We start from the raw sequence: 16,768 nt of genomic DNA, 5'->3' as shown, positions 1-16,768 counted from the left end.
ATGTACCGGCAAGTTCATGACATAAGTAACTGCCAGGGTCTCTCCCCCTCCTCCTATCGTGAGGAACGTACGACCTACGGGGATCAGAACGAGAGGCAGGCGCATGCCGGACCAGGGTTATGCGACGGGTGTGACGGGTGGAGCGGACGGGGCGCGACCGGCGCCGTCCGCCGCACCCGCAGTGCGGGTTGAGGGTCTGTGGAAGCGGTTCGGCGAGCAAGTGGCCGTCGCGGGGGTCGACCTGGAGCTGCCGGCCGGCAGGTTCATCGGGCTCGTCGGCCCGAACGGAGCCGGCAAGACGACAACGCTGTCGATGGTGACCGGGCTGCTGCGCCCCGACATGGGGCGGGTCATGGTCGCCGGGCACGACGTCTGGGCGGACCCGGCCGAGGTGAAGTCCCGGATCGGCGTCCTGCCCGAGGGCCTGCGCCTCTTCGAGCGCCTCTCCGGACGGGAACTGCTCGGCTACATGGGCCGCTTGCGCGGTCTGCCGGGCGAGGAGACCGACAAGCGCGCGACGCAGCTGCTCGACGTCCTCGACCTCGCGGGCTCGCAGCACAAGCTGGTCGTGGACTACTCGACGGGTATGCGGAAGAAGATCGGCCTGGCGGCCGCGCTGCTGCACAACCCCGAAGTGCTGTTCCTGGACGAGCCGTTCGAGGGCGTGGACCCGGTGTCGGCGCAGACCATCCGCGGGGTGCTGGAACGTTACACCTCGTCCGGCGCCACGGTCGTCTTCTCCTCCCACGTGATGGAGCTCGTCGAGTCGCTGTGCGACTGGGTCGCCGTCATGGCCGCCGGCCGGATCCGCGCCGCGGGCCCGCTGGCCGACGTACGGGGTGACGCGCCGTCCCTCCAGGCCGCCTTCCTGGAGCTGGTGGGCGCGCAGGGCCGCCCCACCGGCGACTCCCTGGACTGGCTCGGCGGCGCACGATGAGCACCCCCGCCGCCTCCCTGACCCCGATTTTCGTCCGCATCAAACTGTCGCTGCTGAAGAACGGGCTGAAGGGCTCCTCCAAGCGCAAAGCCGCCTACTTCACCAGCCTCGCCTTCGCGCTGGCGGTCGCCTTCTTCATCACCCTCGGGCTCGCCATGCTGCACGGCAACGCGCACGCGGGCACCGTCGTCGTCCTCCTCGCCGCCCTCCTGGCGCTCGGCTGGGCCGTCATGCCGCTGTTCTTCCCCAGCGGGGACGAGACGCTCGACCCGAGCCGGCTGGTGATGCTGCCGCTGCGCCCGCGCCCGCTGGTGCGTGCCCTGCTCGCCTCCTCGCTGATCGGCATCGGCCCGCTGTTCACGCTGTGCCTGGCCATCGGCTCGGTGCTCGCGGTCGCACGGGGCGCCGCGGGCATCGCGGCCGCCGTCATCGCGGCGCCGCTGCTGCTGCTGGGGTGCGTGACCCTGGCCCGGGCGGTGGCCACGGCGAACGTCCGGCTGCTGAGCAGCCGCAAGGGGCGTGACCTGGCAGTGCTCAGCGGCCTGCTGATCGCGGTGGGCGCGCAGCTGGTCAACTTCGGCAGCCAGCACCTGTTCCAGTCGGGCGGCCTGGCCCGGCTGGAGCCCGTCGAGGCCGTCGTACGCTGGCTGCCGCCCGCGACCGCCGTCGGCATGGTGGACTCGGCCGGCAAGGGTTCCTACGGCGTGGCCGCCGCCCAGCTGGCCGTGACACTGGCGGCCCTGGCCCTGCTCCTGTGGTTCTGGGAGCGCACCCTGACCAAGCTGATGGTCACCCCGGACGGCTCCACGATCGCCGCGGCGAAGCCGCAGAAGGACCGCGGCGCGGGCGGCTTCTGGTCCCTCCTCCCGGGCGGCCGTACGGGCGCGGCCATGCAGCGCACCCTGCGGTACGTCGTCCGGGATCCGAAGACGAAGGCGGCCTGGGTGTCCGCCCTCGCGATCGGCATGATCGTCCCGGTGTTCAACGCCCTCCAGGGCACGGGGTCCGTATACCTCGCCTGCTTCGGCTCGGGCATGCTCGGCGTCCAGATGTACAACCAGTTCGGGCAGGACACGTCGGCGTTCTGGATGGTCGCGCAGACCATCTCGACCCCGCGCGACGCCTACGTCGAACTCCGCGCCCGCGCCTACGCCCTGGCCCTGGTCACGGTCCCGTACACCGTCCTGGTCACCGCCGTCACGGCAGCCCTGGTCGGCAACTGGCCGGGTTTCCCGGCGGCCCTGGGCCTGGGCCTGGCCCTCCTGGGCTCGATGCTGTGCACGGGCGCACTGGCCTCGGCCCGCTTCCCGTACTCCATCCCGACGGACGGCGCCTTCAAGAACGTCGCCCCGGGCCAGGGAGGCCTCGCCTGGGCGGGCATCTTCGGCGGAATGTTCACCTCGGCGGTGATCTGCTCTCCGGTGATCGTCCTGACGGTCTACCTCGTCGCGGACCACAGCTCCCTCACGTGGATCCTGCTCCCCCTGGGCACGGCCTGGGGCACCCTGGCCACCTGGACAGGCCTCCGCCTCGCCTCCCCGACGGTGTCCCGAACCCTCCCGGAAATCCTCCTGGCGGTATGCAAGGGCTGACCACGCAGGCTGACCACACAGAACGCGGCGGCGGGCCCCGGGGTGACCGGGAACCCGCCGCCGCGGTGTGTGGGGACCGGCCGGCGGGGCGGGCCGCAGCCGAAGCGCCACCCGAACGGCAACGCACGGCACCCGGGTCCGGAACACCCCGCCGGGCGGTGACGCGCAGCGGGACGAGCCGATCCCCGCCGGGCGGTGACACACAGCGAGCCGAAGCCGGAACACCGACCGGCCGGCACCGCGCAGCGGGACGGTACGAGGTGGTCGCCAGACCACGACGAGCGGCGGGGCGGGGCGGGGGTGGGGTGGGGTGGGGTGGGGACGGACGGACACCCGCGGGCGGTGATGCACAGCGCGGCGGGGACCGAACACCCGCCGGACCGCGACGCGCGGCGGGCCAGTTGACGAAAACACCGCCGGGCGGTGGTGCGCGGCAGGCCAGTGACGAAACACCCGCCGGGCGGTGGCGCGCAGCGCGGCGGGGACCGAACGGCCGCCGAGGCGTCCGCGCCGCTTGCGGTTGGCGGCCTGGTCGGCAGGCTGCGGGATCACCGCCCGGATGCCACGCTGCCGCAGGTGGCGGCGGACCGCCCGGGACGAGCCCGCGTCGGCGTCAGCCGTATACCGCCAAAACCCGGTCCAACCCTCCCCGAGGACCAACACCCCGCAGGCTCTGTTCGCCGAGCGAACAGCCCGCCACAAGGCACGTGAAGTGTACAGTTCTGCGCATGAGTGACACTCTGCCGATCACCGAGGCGCGGGCGAAGTTCGGATCACTGGTCCGCCGCACGTCCCACGCCCGCGAACGCATCACGATCACCGACCACGGCCAGCCGGCGGCCGTGCTCATCAACCCCCAGGAACTGGCCGATCTCGAGGACGCCCTGGCCCTGGCCAGGTACCGCGAGCGCCAGTCCGCCGGGACCGTGGAAACCGTGCCCCACGATGACGTCCGCACCCGACTCGGCCTGGAGCGTGGGTGACCTACTCGATCGTCTGGGACGAGCCCGCCATCGACGCGGCCGCCCGGTTCCTCAAGGACGACGCCGACGGGCTGCGCCAGCTCATGGACGCCGTCGACCTGCTCGCCGACCAGCCCCGGCCCGCGGGCAGCACTCCGTACGGCTCCCCGGACCTGCGCCGGATGCACGTTGGGCGCTACCGGGTCATGTACAAGATCACCGAGGCCACCATCACCATCGTGGTCATCCACGTCGGCCGCCTTGGCTGACACCCGCAGCAGCAGACGCCCGCGGTGATCTTCTCGTCCACGCGGACCAGGGTCAGCTCCAGCCAGCGGCGTATGACCAGGAGCTGGTCCAGCGCCGGGGGGCAGGCAGCGGCACGAGCTGTTCATGAGGTGCTGCGGCGCCGTGTTCGGTGGGCGCGCCGGTTGGTCCACCAGGTGAGGCGGTCGGTGGAGTCCTGGGGGAAGACGGTCTGTCCGACTGCCCGGCCCCGGTTCGGGTGGGGCACCTGGCCCGGCACCGTCCGACTGCCCGGCCCCGGTTCGGGAGCGGCGCCTGGCCCGGCACCCCCCGACTTTCAGGTCCGGTCCGGGAGGGCTGCCCGCCCCAACTCCGCCCGTCTGCCAGGCCCTGCCCCCGAGAGTCACCCACCCCCGCACCGCCCGACCGTCAGGCCCCCCTGGGAAGAGCCCCACCCCGCCCCGCCGGGCCAGGCGTCTGGGGCGCCGTCAGGGGGTCGCCTTGATGCCGTCCAGGAATGGTTCCAGGGCCGCGCGCCACGCTGTTGGTTGGTCGTAGTGGAGGTAGTGGCCCGCGTCGGGGATTTCGGCGTACTGGCCTGCTGGGAGGACGCGGACCATTTCCTGGGCCTCCGCGCGCCCGAGTTCGCCGTCGAGGCCCCGGACGACCAGGGTCGGGCAGCGGACCTGGGCCAGCTCCTCCCAGTGCGCGTCGTGGACCCAGGTCTCGCGGGCCGTGAGCATCTGGCGGCGGGAGAAGAGCGGGCGCCAGCCGTCCGGGGCCTCATGCATCACCTCGGCGAAGAAGGCGCCGCGGCCGGGGTCGGGGCGCTCCACCCGCGGGTCGTCCTCGCCGAACCAGCGGCGGGCGGCGTCCTGGGTGGGGAAGGGCAGGGGCCAGTGGTGGAACCAGTCCTGCCACTGCTGCTGCGAGGCCTCGCCGAGGGCGGAGGCGCGCATGTCGCAGATCACCAGGGCCCGGACCAGGTCGGGGCGGCGGGCGGCGAGCTGCCAGGCGGTGAGGGCGCCCATGGAGTGGCCGATCAGGGTCACCGGGGCGAGGCCGAGCTGGTCGACAGCAGCCTCGGCGTCGGCCACGAAGGCCTCGCGGCCCAAGGGCGTAGGGCTGTCGGGGCCGGCGGCCGGGCGGTCGCTCTGGCCGTGGCCGCGCTGGTCCAGGGCCACGACGCGGTGGCGCTGGGCGAGCCAGCGGGCGGTACCGGCCCAGTGGAAGGCGCGGCCCATCAGCCCGTGGAGTAACAGCACCGCGGGCCGCTCCGGGTCCGCGGGGGGCTCCCGGTCCACCGGGTCCGCCGCCCGGTACGCGTCGGCGGAGGCCGGTTCCTGGAACTCCCAGGCGGCCAGGCGCACACCGCCGGCCCCTGTCACATCGATGCGCTGTACCACCGCAGATGCACCCCCTTCGCTCTCGGCCAGAGTATCGAACCCGCATTCGAAAACCGGGTTCTCGCCGCCAACACCGCTCTTTCGAGTGACCTTGCTCAAGGATTGGCTTCCGCTGCCGAGGGGATCTTTTCAACGGGAGGCGGGCCGCTCGGGGAAGACGGTCCGTGGGGATGACCTTGAGAGCTCGGGGCTCCAGGTCAAAAGGGGAGGACCGGCCCCGGCGCCGCAAAAGCGCCGGGGCCGCCCACAGAGGCCCACAGAGGCCCAAGCAGCCCCAGCCCCAGTGGTCAGCGCTTCGCGACGAACACGTGCGAGGCGACATCCGTATCCAGCTCGGCGGCCTCGCCGCCACTGCCGACCAGCACCCCGCCCGGGGACTCGGTCACGCTCACCACCGAGCCGGGCTGCACGCCCGCCCGCCGCAGCGTGTACATCAGCTGGGCGTCGGTCTGGATCGGCTCCCCGATCCGCCGCACGACCACGGTCTTGCCCTCGGTGCCCGGATCCAGCTCGGACAGGCTGACCATGCCGTCCTCCAGGAACAGCTCGGCCTCCGCCTTCTCGCCCAGCTCCTCCAGACCCGGGATCGGGTTCCCGTACGGCGACTCCGTCGGGTGGCGCAGCAGCTCCAGCACCCGCCGCTCCACCGCCTCGCTCATCACGTGCTCCCACCGGCAGGCCTCCGCGTGCACCTGCTCCCACTCCAGGCCGATGACGTCGACGAGCAGGCATTCCGCGAGCCGGTGCTTGCGCATCACGCGCGTCGCCAGCCGCCGCCCCTCCTCGGTCAGCTCCAGGTGCCTGTCGCTCGCGACGGCCACCAGGCCGTCTCGCTCCATCCGCGCCACCGTCTGGCTCACCGTCGGACCGCTCTGGTCGAGCCGCTCGGCGATACGGGCGCGCATGGGGACAACACCTTCCTCTTCCAGCTCGAGGATGGTGCGGAGATACATCTCCGTGGTATCGATCAGTCCGGACATTCGTGCCCCTCGGATTGCGTGCGCTGGCCCTGTCCCCAATTCTGACGCATCGGGCCGACAACCGTCCCGTGCCGAGCGTCAAGGCCAGTCCTGGACATCTCCGGATCATGTCCGGGACATCTGCCGGATCATGTCCGGATCATGTCCGGGACATCTGCCGGGCCGTCGGCCCTGGATTGACGTTCGTATTGACACGCCCTTGGTACAGACCGCACGGTGAGCGGCGGGCACGGACGCACCCCCACCGCATCTCACCTCTGAAAGGGCCATCGGCGTATGAGCGAGAGCAAGCTGGCCGGGCAGTTCTTCGACGCCGCCATCGGCCTCCTGGAGCGGGTGCGGGACGAAGAGGGCGCGCGGATCGCCGAGGCGGGCGTCGTCATCGCCGACGCCGTCGCGGCCGGGAACCGGCTCTTCGCCTTCGGCGCCGGGCACTCCTCGCTGCCCGCCCAGGACGTGGTCTACCGGGCCGGCGGACTCGCCCTGATGAACTTCCTGGCCGTTCCGGGCACCGCCGGCATCGACGTCATGCCCGCCACCCTCGGCAGCGCCCTGGAGCGGGTGGACGGTCTCGCCGCGGCCGTCCTGGACAGCAGCCCGGCCGCCGCGGGCGATGTCCTCGTGATCATCTCCCTCTCGGGGCGCAACGCCCTGCCGGTCGAGATGGCCATGAACGCCCGCGCCATCGGCCTCAAGGTCATCGGCGTGACGTCGGTGGCGTACGCGACGGAGACCAGGTCGCGGCACGTCTCCGACACCTTCCTCAAGGACCACTGCGACATCGTGCTGGACAGCAAGATCGCGGTCGGCGACGCCGAGCTGAGCATCGACGGCATCGACGCACCGTTCGCCCCCGCCTCGACCGTCGTGACCAGCGCGATCATGCAGGCCGTGATGGCGGCGGCCGCGGGCGAGCTCGCCGCGCGCGGGATGGAGCCCCCGCTGCTGCGCTCGGGCAACGTGGACGGCGGCCACGAGTGGAACGGCCGCGTGATGCGGGAGTACGGGGACCGGATCTTCTTCCGCCACTAGGGCGCGCGGCCCGGGCCGGTCGGCTCCGGTATCGGCTACGTCACTGACCACGGCCGCCGGCCAGATCCAGATCGGCCGCCACCCGGGCCGCCACCTCCTCCGCGTACAGCGCGTCCGCCCGCTCGAATGCGGCGCGCGAGGGCCCGCGCAGGAAGGTCAGCGCCCCCAGGGTCCTGCCCCGGCTGCGCAGCACCGTGCAGAGCGCGTGCGCCGCACCCTCGGGCCACTGCCGGGCCCGCGCCCAGTCCGGGTCCGCCTCCCCGCGCGGGGCGCTCGTACGCACCGAGCCGATCCGGTCCAGCGCCTGGAGCGCCGGGTGCCCGGCCTCGTACCGGACGGGGATCGCCCCCGGCCCCGGCAGCAGCAGCGTCAGCCCGGACGGCGACACGGCCGACCGGACCAGCCCTGGCCGCTGCCGCGCCCGCGCGGAACGGGGCCCGCCCGTCTGCTCCGGCACGTCGTGTACCTCTCGTCCACCGGGTGAGTCATGTACGTCATGTACGCCGAGTAAGTCGAGCAGCGCGTGATCCGCGAACCCCGCGAGCGCGAAGTCCAGCCGTACGGCGGCTGCCTCCGCCGGGTCCTCGCACTCGGCGGCGGCCCGCCCCGCCCGGTACAGCTGGTTGGCGCGGAACCGCAGCTGTCCCGTGTCCAGCTCGGCCTGCCGGGCCTCGGTGACGTCCTGGAACAGCAGGCCGACCCCGAGCGGCACCGGTTCCTCCGCCAGCGGCGAGCCCAGCCGCAGGAACCCGCACCGCCAGCACCGCCGCCGCACCCCCTCGGGAGTACGCACCGACACCCACAGTTCCAGCGGCGCCGGCGGCGCCCCCTCGGCCAGCACGTGCTGGAGCGCCCCCTCCAGCTCCTCCACGCCCTGGGCCAGCAGCTCCCCCAGCGGCCGCCCGAGCAGCGCGGTCCGCACCGACCCGAAGGCCCGGGCGGCATGCGCGTTGACGACGGCCGGGCGCAGGTCCACATCGACGAGCACCACGCCCCAGGAGGCGTCGTCCATCAGCGCCTCGCTGAGCGCGATGGACCGCTCCAGGTCGATCTGCGCGTGCACCTCGCTGAACGCGCAGTACACCCCGGCTGGTTTCCCGTCCGCGCCCGGCACGCCGGCGGACTGGGTCCGTACCAGCACGCGCCCGCCGTCCTTGGTCAGCAGGGCGAACTCGTGCACCTGCCGTCCCGGCGCGTCCTGGGCGGCCATGAGTCTGTCCTGAACGTCATGGGCGTCGGCGGCCCGTACGGCCCACCCAGCGAACCCGTGCCGCCCCACCGCCTCGGCGGCGGACCAGCCCAGGATCCGCTCGGCCTCGCGGTTCCAGTGGGTGATCACACCGGCGGCGTCGAACGCGCACAGGGCGGCGTCCATCCCGTCCAGCAACGCCGCGAGCAGATCGTCGGCGGTCTCACTACGTCCGGAAGCACTCACCCGGCACCCCCCGCAGGTGTTCGCGTGTGCGGCACGTCAGATCATTGAACTGGAACGTGACGCAGCCCACACCCGCTTCCCGGAATCATCCCGGTTTGTCCTGTGCATCCAGCACTCGGGGCGCTCAGTCCACGGCGGCGCGGATCATGACGACGACAAAGATCGCCACGACGGCGCCCAAGCCCCACAACACCCGCGCCAGCATCCGGCCCTCGCGACCGTGCCGTCGCTCGATCCGGCGCAGCACCTCCGGGTCCGGCTCCCAGCCCTCCCCGCGCAGCTCCTCCCACGCCGCCCGCATCAGGCCGATCTCGTGCCCGACGTCGACGTGGTTGTCGTCCACGTACATCAGCTGGACGCGGCGCCCCGCGCGGTCATAGGCGTACGAGATGACGTTCGGCTGGTGCGCCGCCTTGGCCGCGACCGGATTCGGCACGGCCCGGATGCCCTGGATGTCCTCCCAGGCCAGGCGGCGGCTCCCCCTGAGGCGGCGGACCCGGATGCCCTTGAGGTCGGCGGAGGTGGCGCAGCGCTTCGACGCGTACGCCAGCCAGCCGAACAGGGCCAGCATCAGGGCGCCGAACAGCAGTTTCAGCCGGCCTGGGAAGTCCTCCATGGACAGCGACAGCAGCGACGAAGCCGCGCCAAGGCCCATGGCTGTGTAGTTGCCGGTCACCCGGGCGGGCCGGATTCGGTAGTCGCGTGGCAGCCGGTCTGCGCTCATGACGCCCCCTCCCCCGGTGCGGGACGCCCAGTGTAGGGATGAACTCCAGTGCCAGAAAGGACAGTTGGGTTCGGTGAATAAATTGCTTGAGGGTCCCGTGGAGGGGTCGTAGGCTCTGTCTTACACGAGAAGGGAGGTGGTTCCCGAAATGTACGGAAACCGGACGCGTGAGGTGGCTGCGGGCTAAGTGCCCGTCGTCGCACGCACCCAGTGCGGTGCCCGGCGGGATCGCCAGGCGCCAATCCCAAGCAGTCACCCGACCCGCGGGCTCGCCGGTACGTCCGGCCGGCTTCTCTCACTGCAGGAGAGAAACCCGAGCCCGCGGGTCGTCTGCGTGTGCGCTCCCGCCCGGGGTGACGGCGAGGATGCGGAACGGCCGGCCGCCCCGCGTCCACCGTCCGGCGCCGCGCGGCTACGGGCAGAGACGCTCGATGCGCCACTTCCCGGCGTCCAGGACGTAGTGCAGGCGGTCGTGGAGGCGGTTCTCGTGGCCCTGCCAGAATTCGATCTCGGACGGGATCACGCGGAAGCCGCCCCATTCCGTCGGGACCGGGACCTGCTCGCCCTCCGGGTAGCGCTCCTCCAGCTCCGCGTAGCGGCGGTCCAGCTCGGCGCGGGAGGCGATCACCTGGGACTGGGCACTGGCCCAGGCGCCCAGCTGGGAGCCGTGGGGGCGGGAGCGGAAGTACGCCACCGTCTCGTCGCGGCCGATCCGGGTGGCCGTACCGGTGACGATGACCTGGCGGGCGATGGGATGCCAGGGGAACAGCAGGGCGATGTGCGGGTTCGCCGCGAGTTCGCGACCCTTGCGGGAGCCGTAGTTCGTGAAGAAGACGAATCCCCGCTCGTCGAACTGCTTCAGCAGCACGGTGCGGGAGCTGGGGCGTCCGTCAGGGGTCGCGGTCGAGACGATCATGGCGTTCGGTTCGAAGAGGTGCGCGTTGGCCGCCTGCTGGAACCACCGGGTGAACTGCTGCATGGGGTCGTCGGCGAGGCTGTCCTCGGGCACGATTTCCGAGCGGTACTGCTTGCGCATGAGGGCGGGATCAAGGTCCTGATGGGTCACGTCGGCCATCCTGCCGCAGTACGACTGCTGGGGGTGTGCCGTATGTCACGCTTCCGCACGCCAACCGGAACCGCCAAAATCTTGGGGCCGGTCCGAGGGTCCTCGCAGGGGTGACCATCGGCCGTGCCGGGCATCAACGGGGATGACCGCGCCGGACCGCGAATCACGCCGGGAGCCGCGCGTGTTCGCACTATCTGAGGAGCCGCCTGATGTCCGACTTCGTACCCGGGCTTGAAGGGGTCGTCGCGTTCGAAACCGAGATCGCCGAGCCCGACAAGGAGGGTGGATCCCTCCGCTACCGCGGGGTGGACATCGAGGACCTCGTCGGGCATGTGTCCTTCGGGAACGTCTGGGGTCTGCTGGTCGACGGTGCGTTCAACCCCGGACTGCCGGCCGCCGAGCCCTTCCCCATCCCGGTCCACTCCGGTGACATCCGCGTCGACGTGCAGTCCGCGCTCGCCATGCTCGCCCCCGTGTGGGGCCTGAAACCGCTGCTCGACATCGACGAGCGGACCGCCCGCGACGACCTGGCGCGCGCCGCCGTGATGGCGCTGTCGTACGTCGCCCAGTCCGCCCGCGGCCAGGGCCGGCCGATGGTCCCGCAGCGCGAGATCGACAAGGCCGAGTCCGTCGTCGAGCGGTTCATGATCCGCTGGCGGGGCGAGCCCGACCCGCGCCACGTCAAGGCCGTCGACGCGTACTGGACCTCGGCCGCCGAGCACGGCATGAACGCCTCCACGTTCACAGCGCGGGTGATCGCCTCGACCGGTGCCGATGTGGCCGCGGCGCTGTCCGGCGCCGTCGGCGCCATGTCGGGCCCGCTGCACGGCGGCGCGCCGTCGCGCGTGCTCGGCATGATCGAGGAGATCGAGCGCAGCGGTGACGCCGTGGCGTACGTGCGGAAGGCCCTGGACAAGGGCGAGCGGCTGATGGGCTTCGGGCACCGGGTGTACCGCGCCGAGGACCCCCGCGCGCGAGTGCTGCGGCGCACGGCCAAGGAGCTGGACGCCCCGCGCTACGAGGTGGCCGCCGCGCTGGAGAAGGCGGCGCTGGAGGAGCTGCACGCGCGCCGTCCCGACCGGGTGCTGGCGACCAATGTGGAGTTCTGGGCCGCGATCATGCTGGACTTCGCGGAGGTCCCGGCGCACATGTTCACGTCGATGTTCACCTGCGCCCGGACCGCCGGCTGGTCGGCGCACATCCTGGAGCAGAAGCGCACGGGACGCCTGGTGCGCCCGTCGGCCCGCTACATCGGCCCGGGCGCGCGCAACCCGCGCGACATCGAGGGCTACGCGGACATCGCCGAGACGGCCTGACCTCTTCGTCCGTGGGCGCCGCATCCCGCACGGGGTGCGGCGCCCGCTGCTGTTCAACGGAGTACACATGAGACAGATCTGCGCCTGCATCAACGCCTTCGGTCTGCTGGTGTTCGTGGTGTGGCGGCTGCGCAGCCGTGTCGTGCTGCGGCGGCACGGCGTCGAGGTCACGGGGCGCTGTTTCCGGCAGTACCGCCCGAGGAAGAGGGGCGCCACGCAGATCTTCCTGCGCTACACACCGCCGGACGGCCGGGGCCGCGTGCACATCGCGAGCGAGCGCGACTGCCCGCCCGGCACCGGCGTGGGGACCGAGGTGACGCTGCTCTGCGACCCTCGCAAGCCGGAGCGCTGCGAGACCGCACTCGTAGTGGGGAGGCCGCCGTGGCGGTACTTCGACCTGTACGCGCTGTTCGCGCTCGCCGTCGGCCTGGCGGCGACCTCCCCCTACGTCTGACACCCGCGGTCCCGCGGCGGCCTCTGGGGCTCCCACGGGGCGTTCCGTCCCTGCGGTCCCTCAGCCGAGGGCCGCGTCCAGGATGCGGGACCACTGAGCGACAACGCGGGCGCGGCGGGCCGTGTCGTCGGTGAGGACGTTGGCCAGGCCGAGGCCGCGGGCCATGTCGAGGAGGCCCTGCACGGTTTCCCGTACACCGGGGACGGACTCGTCCGCGCCGAGGAGTTCCACGGCGATGCGGTGGGTCTCGCGGCCTACGCGGGCTTCGAGCTCGGTGACCTGGGGGCGCAGCTGCTCCTCGTTGGAGGCGGCGACCCACAGTTGCAGGGCGGCGCGGAAGAGGGCGCCGGTGTAGAGGTCGACCAGGGCCTCGACGACGGCCGGGCGGGGGGCGGGCCCGGCGTGGAAGAGGTCGCGCAGTGCGGCGGAGCGTTCCTCGGCCACGTAGGCGACGGCCGCGGTGAAGAGGTCCTCGCGGGTCGGGAAGTGGTACTGGGCGGCCCCGCGGGAGACGCCGGCGCGTTCGGCGACGACGGCGACGGTGGAGCCGGCCCAGCCCTGCTCGGCGAGGCAGGAGACGGCCGCCTCCAGGAGGTGACGGCGGGTGACGCGGCTGCGTGCCTGCTTGGGGAGGTTCCCCGGCCTGGGGTCGGTCACAGTGCCCATGACGGGTCCCGGCGCTCGAAGCGGGCGGTGATGCCCTCGCGGGCCTCGTCGGAGGCGAAGTGGCGGGCGGACAGTTCCGCGAGGGCGGCGCCGTCCTGGGCCAGGGCGGTGCGTACCGGGGCGGTGAGCAGCCGTTTGGTCTCGGCGAGCGCCTGGGGGCCGGCCTTGCGCAGGCCGGCGAGTACGGGGGCGAGAGCCTTGTCCACGTCGTCGCCGTGCAGGGTGAGCAGGCCGATGCGGGTGGCTTCGGCGGCGTCGAAGGCCTCGGCGGTGAGGAAGTAGCGGGTTGCGGCGCGGGGGTCCAGGCGGGGGAAGAGCGGGGCGGAGATGACGGCCGGGACGACGCCGAGGTGGGTTTCGGTGAAGGCGTACGTGGATTCGGGCCCGGCGGCGGCAATGTCGCAGGCGCCGAGCAGGCCGAGGCCGCCGGCCCGGACGTGCCCGGTGACGCGGGCGACGACGGGCCGCGGCAGTTCGGTGATCTCCCGGAGCAGGGCCAGGAAGTCGGCCGGGGGGCTGGGGGCCTTGAGGTCGGCCCCGGCGCAGAAGGTGGTGCCGGTGTGGGTGAGGACGACGGCCCGGGCCGCCGGGTCCGCGCCCGCCGCGGCCAGGGCGGCGCGGAGCTCGCCGACGAGGGCCGCGGAGAGTGCGTTGCGGTTGGCCGGGGAGTCCAGCGTGAGGGTGGTGACGCCGTGCGAGTGCGTGGCGCCGACGAGCGGTGACATGCCGGTCTCCTCCGGAGGGGTCGTACGGTGCGCGGGCCGGGGCGGGGGTCTCCTAGTAGGACTTGGGGAGGCCCAGGGTCTGGTGTGAGATGAAGTTGAGGATCATCTCGCGGCTTACGGGGGCGATACGGGACACCCGGGATGCGGTGATGAGGGATGCCAGTCCGTATTCGCGGGTGAGGCCGTTGCCGCCCAGGGTGTGGACGGATTGGTCCACCGCCTTCACGCAGGCCTCGGCGGCAGCGTACTTGGCCATGTTGGCGGCCTCGCCCGCGCCCATGTCGTCGCCGGCGTCGTAGAGGTGGGCGGCCTTCTGCATCATCAGGCGGGCGAGTTCCAGCTCGATGTGGGCGGCCGCGAGGGGGTGGGCGATGGACTGGTGGGCGCCGATGGGCTCCTTCCACACCTGGCGGGTCTTGGCGTAGCCGACGGCCTTGGCGAGGGCGTGACGGCCCATGCCGATGGCGAAGGCGGCGGTCATGATGCGCTCGGGGTTGAGGCCGGCGAACAGCTGGAGCAGGCCCGCGTCCTCGTCGCCCACGAGGGCGTCGGCGGGCAGCCGTACCTCGTCGAGGACCAGCTCGAACTGTTTTTCCGCCGCCTGGAGTTCCATGTCTATGACGGTGCGGGAGAAGCCGGGGGTCTCGCGCGGGACGATGAACAGGCAGGGCTTGAGACGGCCGGTGCGTGCGTCCTCGGTGCGGCCGACGATGAGGGTGGCGTCGACGATGTCCACGCCGGAGATGAAGACCTTGCGGCCGGTCAGTACCCATTCCTCGCGGTCGCGGCGGGCGGTGGTGGTGATGCGGTGGGAGTTGGAGCCGGCGTCGGGTTCGGTGATGCCGAAGGCCATGGTGCGGCTGCCGTCGGCCAGGCCCGGCAGCCAGGCCCGCTTCTGCGCCTCGGTGCCGAAGCGGGAGATGACCGTGCCGCAGATGGCGGGCGAGACGATCATCATGAGGAGGGGGCAGCCCGCGGCGCCGAGTTCTTCGAGGACGATGGAGAGTTCGGCTATGCCGCCGCCCCCGCCGCCGTATTCCTCGGGGAGGTTGACCCCGAGGTAGCCGAGCTTGGCGGCGTCGGCCCACAGTTCGTCGGGGTGGCCGCCTTCGCGGGCGACGCGAGTGAGGTAGTCGCGGCCGTAGCGCCGCCCGAGGGCGGCGACGGCGGCGCGCAGGGCCTTGTGTTCTTCGGTTTCGACGACGGAGCTGGTGACGGGGCTCATGACTGCGGTTCCTCCTGGACTACGGCGAGCAGGGCGCCGAACTCGACCTGGTGGCCGACGGTGGCGTGAAGCGCGGTGAGCGTGCCGGAGGCGGGCGAGAGGATGCGGTGCTCCATCTTCATGGCCTCCAGCCACAGCAGGGGCTGTCCGGCGGTGACGGGGGCGCCGGGGGCGAGGCCCTCGGCGACGCGGACGACGGTGCCGGGCATGGGGGCGAGCAGAGAGCCGGGTTCGGTGCGGTTCTGGGGGTCCGCGAACCTGGGTACGGGAATGAGCGTGTGGGCGCCGAGCGGGGAGTCGACGTAGATCTCGGTCCGGTAGCCGTCGGCACCGTCGGTGTTCGATTTATGTTTCACGTGGAACATCCGCCGGATTCCCTCGACTTCGAGGGTGACCAGCTCCGGCCCGGCAGCCAGGACTCGAACGCCGGGGTGGTCCACGAGGTGCGGGGGGCCGCTGCGGGCGTGCTCGTAGCGGACCTCGTACTCGGTCCCGGCGGCGCTGTAGCGGCGGGTCTGCGGCTGGGAGCGGACGTTGCGCCAGCCGCCGAGGCGGGTGGTGAGCGGGGCGTCCGGGGCCGGCGCCGCGTCGGCGAGGGCGGCGGCGAGCGCGGCCAGGGTGGCGGCTGAGGCAGCGGCCGGTGTGGCTTCGGTGAGGGCGGCCAGGTGGCGTTCGTAGAAGCCGGTGTCGAGGCGGGCCGCGGTGAACTCCGGGTGCCGCAGGGACCGTACGAGGAGCTCGCGGTTGGTGGTCAGGCCGTGGATCCGGGCTCCGGCCAGGGCGTGGGAGAGGGCGCGGACGGCCTCGGCGCGGGTGGGGGCGTGGGCGATGACCTTGGCGAGCATGGGGTCGTAGTGGATGCCGACGGTGTCCCCGTCGGCGAAGCCGGTGTCCACGCGGATCCTCCCGGCGGCTTCGCCGGGGATACCCGCACCAGGGACGGCGAGGGTGTGCAGGGTGCCGGTCTGCGGCCGCCAGTCCTGGGCGGGGTCCTCGGCGTAGAGGCGTGCCTCGACGGCATGCCCAGTGGGCGCCGGGGGTGTCAGCGGCAGGGCCGCGCCTTCGGCGATGCGTAGCTGGAGGGCGACGAGGTCGAGGCCGAAGACGGCCTCGGTGACGGGGTGTTCCACCTGGAGGCGGGTGTTCATCTCCAGAAAGTACGGACGGCCGTCGGCGGTGATGAGGAACTCGACGGTGCCCGCGCCCCGGTAGGAGACGGCGCGGGCGGCGGCGACGGCGGCCTGGTGGAGGCTCTCGCGCAGGCTTTCCGGCAGGCCGGGCGCCGGGGCCTCCTCGATGACCTTCTGGTGGCGCCGCTGGAGGGAGCAGTCGCGAGTGCTCAGGGCCCAGACGGTGCCGTGGGAGTCGGCGAGGATCTGCACCTCGACATGGCGGCCGCGCTCCACGTAGGGCTCGGCGAAGACCTCACCGTCGCCGAACGCGGACCGGGCCTCCGCGCGGGCCCCGTCCAGCTCCTCCTTGAGGGCGTCGAGGTCCCGTACGACGCGCATCCCGCGGCCTCCGCCGCCCGCGGCGGCCTTGAGGAGCAGCGGCAGGTCGGCGGCGGTGGCGGTGGCCGGGTCAACGGGGTCGAGGAGCGGAACCCCGGCGGCGCGCATCAGGTCCTTGGCGCGGGTCTTGGAGGCCATGGCCTCGATGGCCTCGGGGGGCGGGCCGATCCAGGTCAGGCCCGCGTCCTCGACGGCGCGCGCGAATTCGGCGTTCTCGGAGAGGAACCCGTAGCCGGGGTGGATGGCGTCGGCGCCCGCCGCGAGGGCGGCCTTGATGACGAGGTCGCCGCGCAGGTACGTGTCGGCGGGAGCCGCGCCGGGGAGGCGTACGGCCGCGTCGGCGTCCCGTACGTGCAGGGCGTCGGCGTCCGGGTCGGAGTGGACGGCCACGGTGGCGAGGCCGAGGGCGCGGGCGGTGCGGAAGATCCGTACGGCGATCTCGCCGCGGTTGGCCACCAGGAGGGAGGTCAGGGGCGTGGTGTGGGGCGTGG

General features: G+C 72.5%; 16 protein-coding genes and 1 pseudogene. 7 read left to right on the top strand and 10 right to left on the bottom strand.

Translation table 11 applies throughout. The features are described 5' to 3' along the window. The first annotated feature begins 103 nt into the window (after positions 1-103). Positions 104-937 carry an ABC transporter ATP-binding protein gene (locus J7I97_RS07640; RefSeq protein ID WP_251050278.1) on the top strand — a complete coding sequence of 278 codons (834 nt, stop codon included), beginning with the start codon at positions 104-106 and terminating at the stop codon, positions 935-937. Beyond that, positions 934-2,529: a transporter gene (locus J7I97_RS07635; protein ID WP_214931971.1), complete on the top strand. Its 1,596-nt coding sequence runs from the start codon at positions 934-936 to the stop codon at positions 2,527-2,529. Before J7I97_RS07640 ends, J7I97_RS07635 begins: the two co-directional genes overlap by 4 nt. Before the next feature lie 489 nt (positions 2,530-3,018). Here J7I97_RS07635 and J7I97_RS07630 read toward each other — a convergent pair. Next, positions 3,019-3,135, bottom strand: a pseudogene (locus J7I97_RS07630) (IS5/IS1182 family transposase); the annotation flags it as partial. 122 nt (positions 3,136-3,257) lie between these two features. Here J7I97_RS07630 and J7I97_RS07625 point away from each other — a divergent pair. Together J7I97_RS07625 and J7I97_RS07620 are read left to right on the top strand one after the other, a co-directional pair. Continuing rightward, the gene (locus J7I97_RS07625) at positions 3,258-3,512 is read left to right on the top strand and encodes a type II toxin-antitoxin system Phd/YefM family antitoxin (protein WP_214931968.1); all 255 of its coding nucleotides are present in this window, start codon (positions 3,258-3,260) and stop codon (positions 3,510-3,512) included. Then, the gene (locus J7I97_RS07620; RefSeq protein WP_214931966.1) at positions 3,509-3,760 is read left to right on the top strand and encodes a type II toxin-antitoxin system RelE/ParE family toxin; all 252 of its coding nucleotides are present in this window, start codon (positions 3,509-3,511) and stop codon (positions 3,758-3,760) included. Before J7I97_RS07625 ends, J7I97_RS07620 begins: the two co-directional genes overlap by 4 nt. A gap of 465 nt (positions 3,761-4,225) precedes the next feature. On the opposite strand, the gene J7I97_RS07615 is transcribed toward J7I97_RS07620, so the two are convergent. Continuing rightward, entirely contained in the window at positions 4,226-5,143 is a 918-nt protein-coding gene (locus J7I97_RS07615; protein ID WP_214931964.1) for an alpha/beta fold hydrolase, read from the bottom strand. 287 nt (positions 5,144-5,430) lie between these two features. Continuing rightward, entirely contained in the window at positions 5,431-6,123 is a 693-nt protein-coding gene (locus J7I97_RS07610) for a metal-dependent transcriptional regulator (RefSeq protein WP_214931962.1), read from the bottom strand. A gap of 276 nt (positions 6,124-6,399) precedes the next feature. Here J7I97_RS07610 and J7I97_RS07605 point away from each other — a divergent pair, with 276 nt between their 5' ends. Beyond that, entirely contained in the window at positions 6,400-7,155 is a 756-nt protein-coding gene (locus J7I97_RS07605; protein ID WP_214931960.1) for an SIS domain-containing protein, read from the top strand. A 40-nt stretch (positions 7,156-7,195) separates the two neighbouring features. Here the strand turns inward: J7I97_RS07605 and J7I97_RS07600 are convergent, their stop codons facing one another. The 3 genes from J7I97_RS07600 to pdxH all read right to left on the bottom strand — a co-directional run bounded on the left by J7I97_RS07600 (position 7,196) and on the right by pdxH (position 10,389). After that, a complete protein-coding gene (locus tag J7I97_RS07600; RefSeq protein ID WP_214931958.1) occupies positions 7,196-8,590 on the bottom strand; it encodes a PAS domain-containing protein in 1,395 nt (464 codons plus the stop codon). A 124-nt stretch (positions 8,591-8,714) separates the two neighbouring features. Then, complete coding sequence (locus tag J7I97_RS07595; protein ID WP_214931956.1) at positions 8,715-9,314, bottom strand: PH domain-containing protein; 600 nt, start codon at positions 9,312-9,314, stop codon at positions 8,715-8,717. 412 nt (positions 9,315-9,726) lie between these two features. Then, positions 9,727-10,389, bottom strand: coding sequence for a pyridoxamine 5'-phosphate oxidase (gene pdxH, locus J7I97_RS07590; protein ID WP_251058579.1), 663 nt, complete (start codon positions 10,387-10,389; stop codon positions 9,727-9,729). 200 nt (positions 10,390-10,589) lie between these two features. Between pdxH and J7I97_RS07585 the strand changes: the two genes are divergently transcribed. Together J7I97_RS07585 and J7I97_RS07580 are read left to right on the top strand one after the other, a co-directional pair. After that, complete coding sequence (locus tag J7I97_RS07585) at positions 10,590-11,696, top strand: citrate synthase 2 (RefSeq protein ID WP_214931954.1); 1,107 nt, start codon at positions 10,590-10,592, stop codon at positions 11,694-11,696. Between the two features lie 67 nt (positions 11,697-11,763). Then, the gene (locus tag J7I97_RS07580) at positions 11,764-12,150 is read left to right on the top strand and encodes a DUF3592 domain-containing protein (RefSeq protein ID WP_214931952.1); all 387 of its coding nucleotides are present in this window, start codon (positions 11,764-11,766) and stop codon (positions 12,148-12,150) included. Between the two features lie 60 nt (positions 12,151-12,210). Here J7I97_RS07580 and J7I97_RS07575 read toward each other — a convergent pair whose 3' ends face one another. From J7I97_RS07575 to J7I97_RS07560, 4 genes are read right to left on the bottom strand one after another with little or no spacing between them, the layout of a single operon-like run. Next, entirely contained in the window at positions 12,211-12,816 is a 606-nt protein-coding gene (locus J7I97_RS07575; protein ID WP_214931950.1) for a TetR/AcrR family transcriptional regulator, read from the bottom strand. Then, positions 12,804-13,541, bottom strand: a complete 738-nt coding sequence (locus J7I97_RS07570; protein WP_214931948.1) for an enoyl-CoA hydratase family protein — start codon at positions 13,539-13,541, stop codon at positions 12,804-12,806. Before J7I97_RS07570 ends, J7I97_RS07575 begins: the two co-directional genes overlap by 13 nt. Positions 13,542-13,593: 52 nt before the next feature. Continuing rightward, a complete protein-coding gene (locus tag J7I97_RS07565) occupies positions 13,594-14,766 on the bottom strand; it encodes an acyl-CoA dehydrogenase family protein (protein WP_214931946.1) in 1,173 nt (390 codons plus the stop codon). Beyond that, positions 14,763-16,748, bottom strand: a complete 1,986-nt coding sequence (locus J7I97_RS07560) for a biotin carboxylase N-terminal domain-containing protein (protein ID WP_214932013.1) — start codon at positions 16,746-16,748, stop codon at positions 14,763-14,765. Before J7I97_RS07560 ends, J7I97_RS07565 begins: the two co-directional genes overlap by 4 nt. Positions 16,749-16,768 lie beyond the last annotated feature (20 nt).

This window comes from Streptomyces sp. ISL-87 (genome assembly GCF_018614095.1).
Classification (GTDB): domain Bacteria; phylum Actinomycetota; class Actinomycetes; order Streptomycetales; family Streptomycetaceae; genus Streptomyces.
The sequence above is the reverse complement of the archived record's forward strand: the minus strand, read 5'-3'. Positions and strand labels throughout refer to the sequence as shown.

Excerpts from the sequence above, each read along its gene's own strand:
- J7I97_RS07640 (WP_251050278.1), top strand. The coding sequence starts at position 104 with ATGCCGGACCAGGGTTATGCGACGGGTGTGACGGGTGGAGCGGACGGG.
- J7I97_RS07635 (WP_214931971.1), top strand. The coding sequence starts at position 934 with ATGAGCACCCCCGCCGCCTCCCTGACCCCGATTTTCGTCCGCATCAAA.
- J7I97_RS07625 (WP_214931968.1), top strand. The coding sequence starts at position 3,258 with ATGAGTGACACTCTGCCGATCACCGAGGCGCGGGCGAAGTTCGGATCA.
- J7I97_RS07610 (WP_214931962.1), bottom strand. The coding sequence starts at position 6,123 with ATGTCCGGACTGATCGATACCACGGAGATGTATCTCCGCACCATCCTC.
- J7I97_RS07605 (WP_214931960.1), top strand. The coding sequence starts at position 6,400 with ATGAGCGAGAGCAAGCTGGCCGGGCAGTTCTTCGACGCCGCCATCGGC.
- J7I97_RS07595 (WP_214931956.1), bottom strand. The coding sequence starts at position 9,314 with ATGAGCGCAGACCGGCTGCCACGCGACTACCGAATCCGGCCCGCCCGG.
- pdxH (WP_251058579.1), bottom strand. The coding sequence starts at position 10,389 with ATGGCCGACGTGACCCATCAGGACCTTGATCCCGCCCTCATGCGCAAG.
- J7I97_RS07585 (WP_214931954.1), top strand. The coding sequence starts at position 10,590 with ATGTCCGACTTCGTACCCGGGCTTGAAGGGGTCGTCGCGTTCGAAACC.
- J7I97_RS07580 (WP_214931952.1), top strand. The coding sequence starts at position 11,764 with ATGAGACAGATCTGCGCCTGCATCAACGCCTTCGGTCTGCTGGTGTTC.
- J7I97_RS07575 (WP_214931950.1), bottom strand. The coding sequence starts at position 12,816 with ATGGGCACTGTGACCGACCCCAGGCCGGGGAACCTCCCCAAGCAGGCA.
- J7I97_RS07570 (WP_214931948.1), bottom strand. The coding sequence starts at position 13,541 with ATGTCACCGCTCGTCGGCGCCACGCACTCGCACGGCGTCACCACCCTC.
- J7I97_RS07565 (WP_214931946.1), bottom strand. The coding sequence starts at position 14,766 with ATGAGCCCCGTCACCAGCTCCGTCGTCGAAACCGAAGAACACAAGGCC.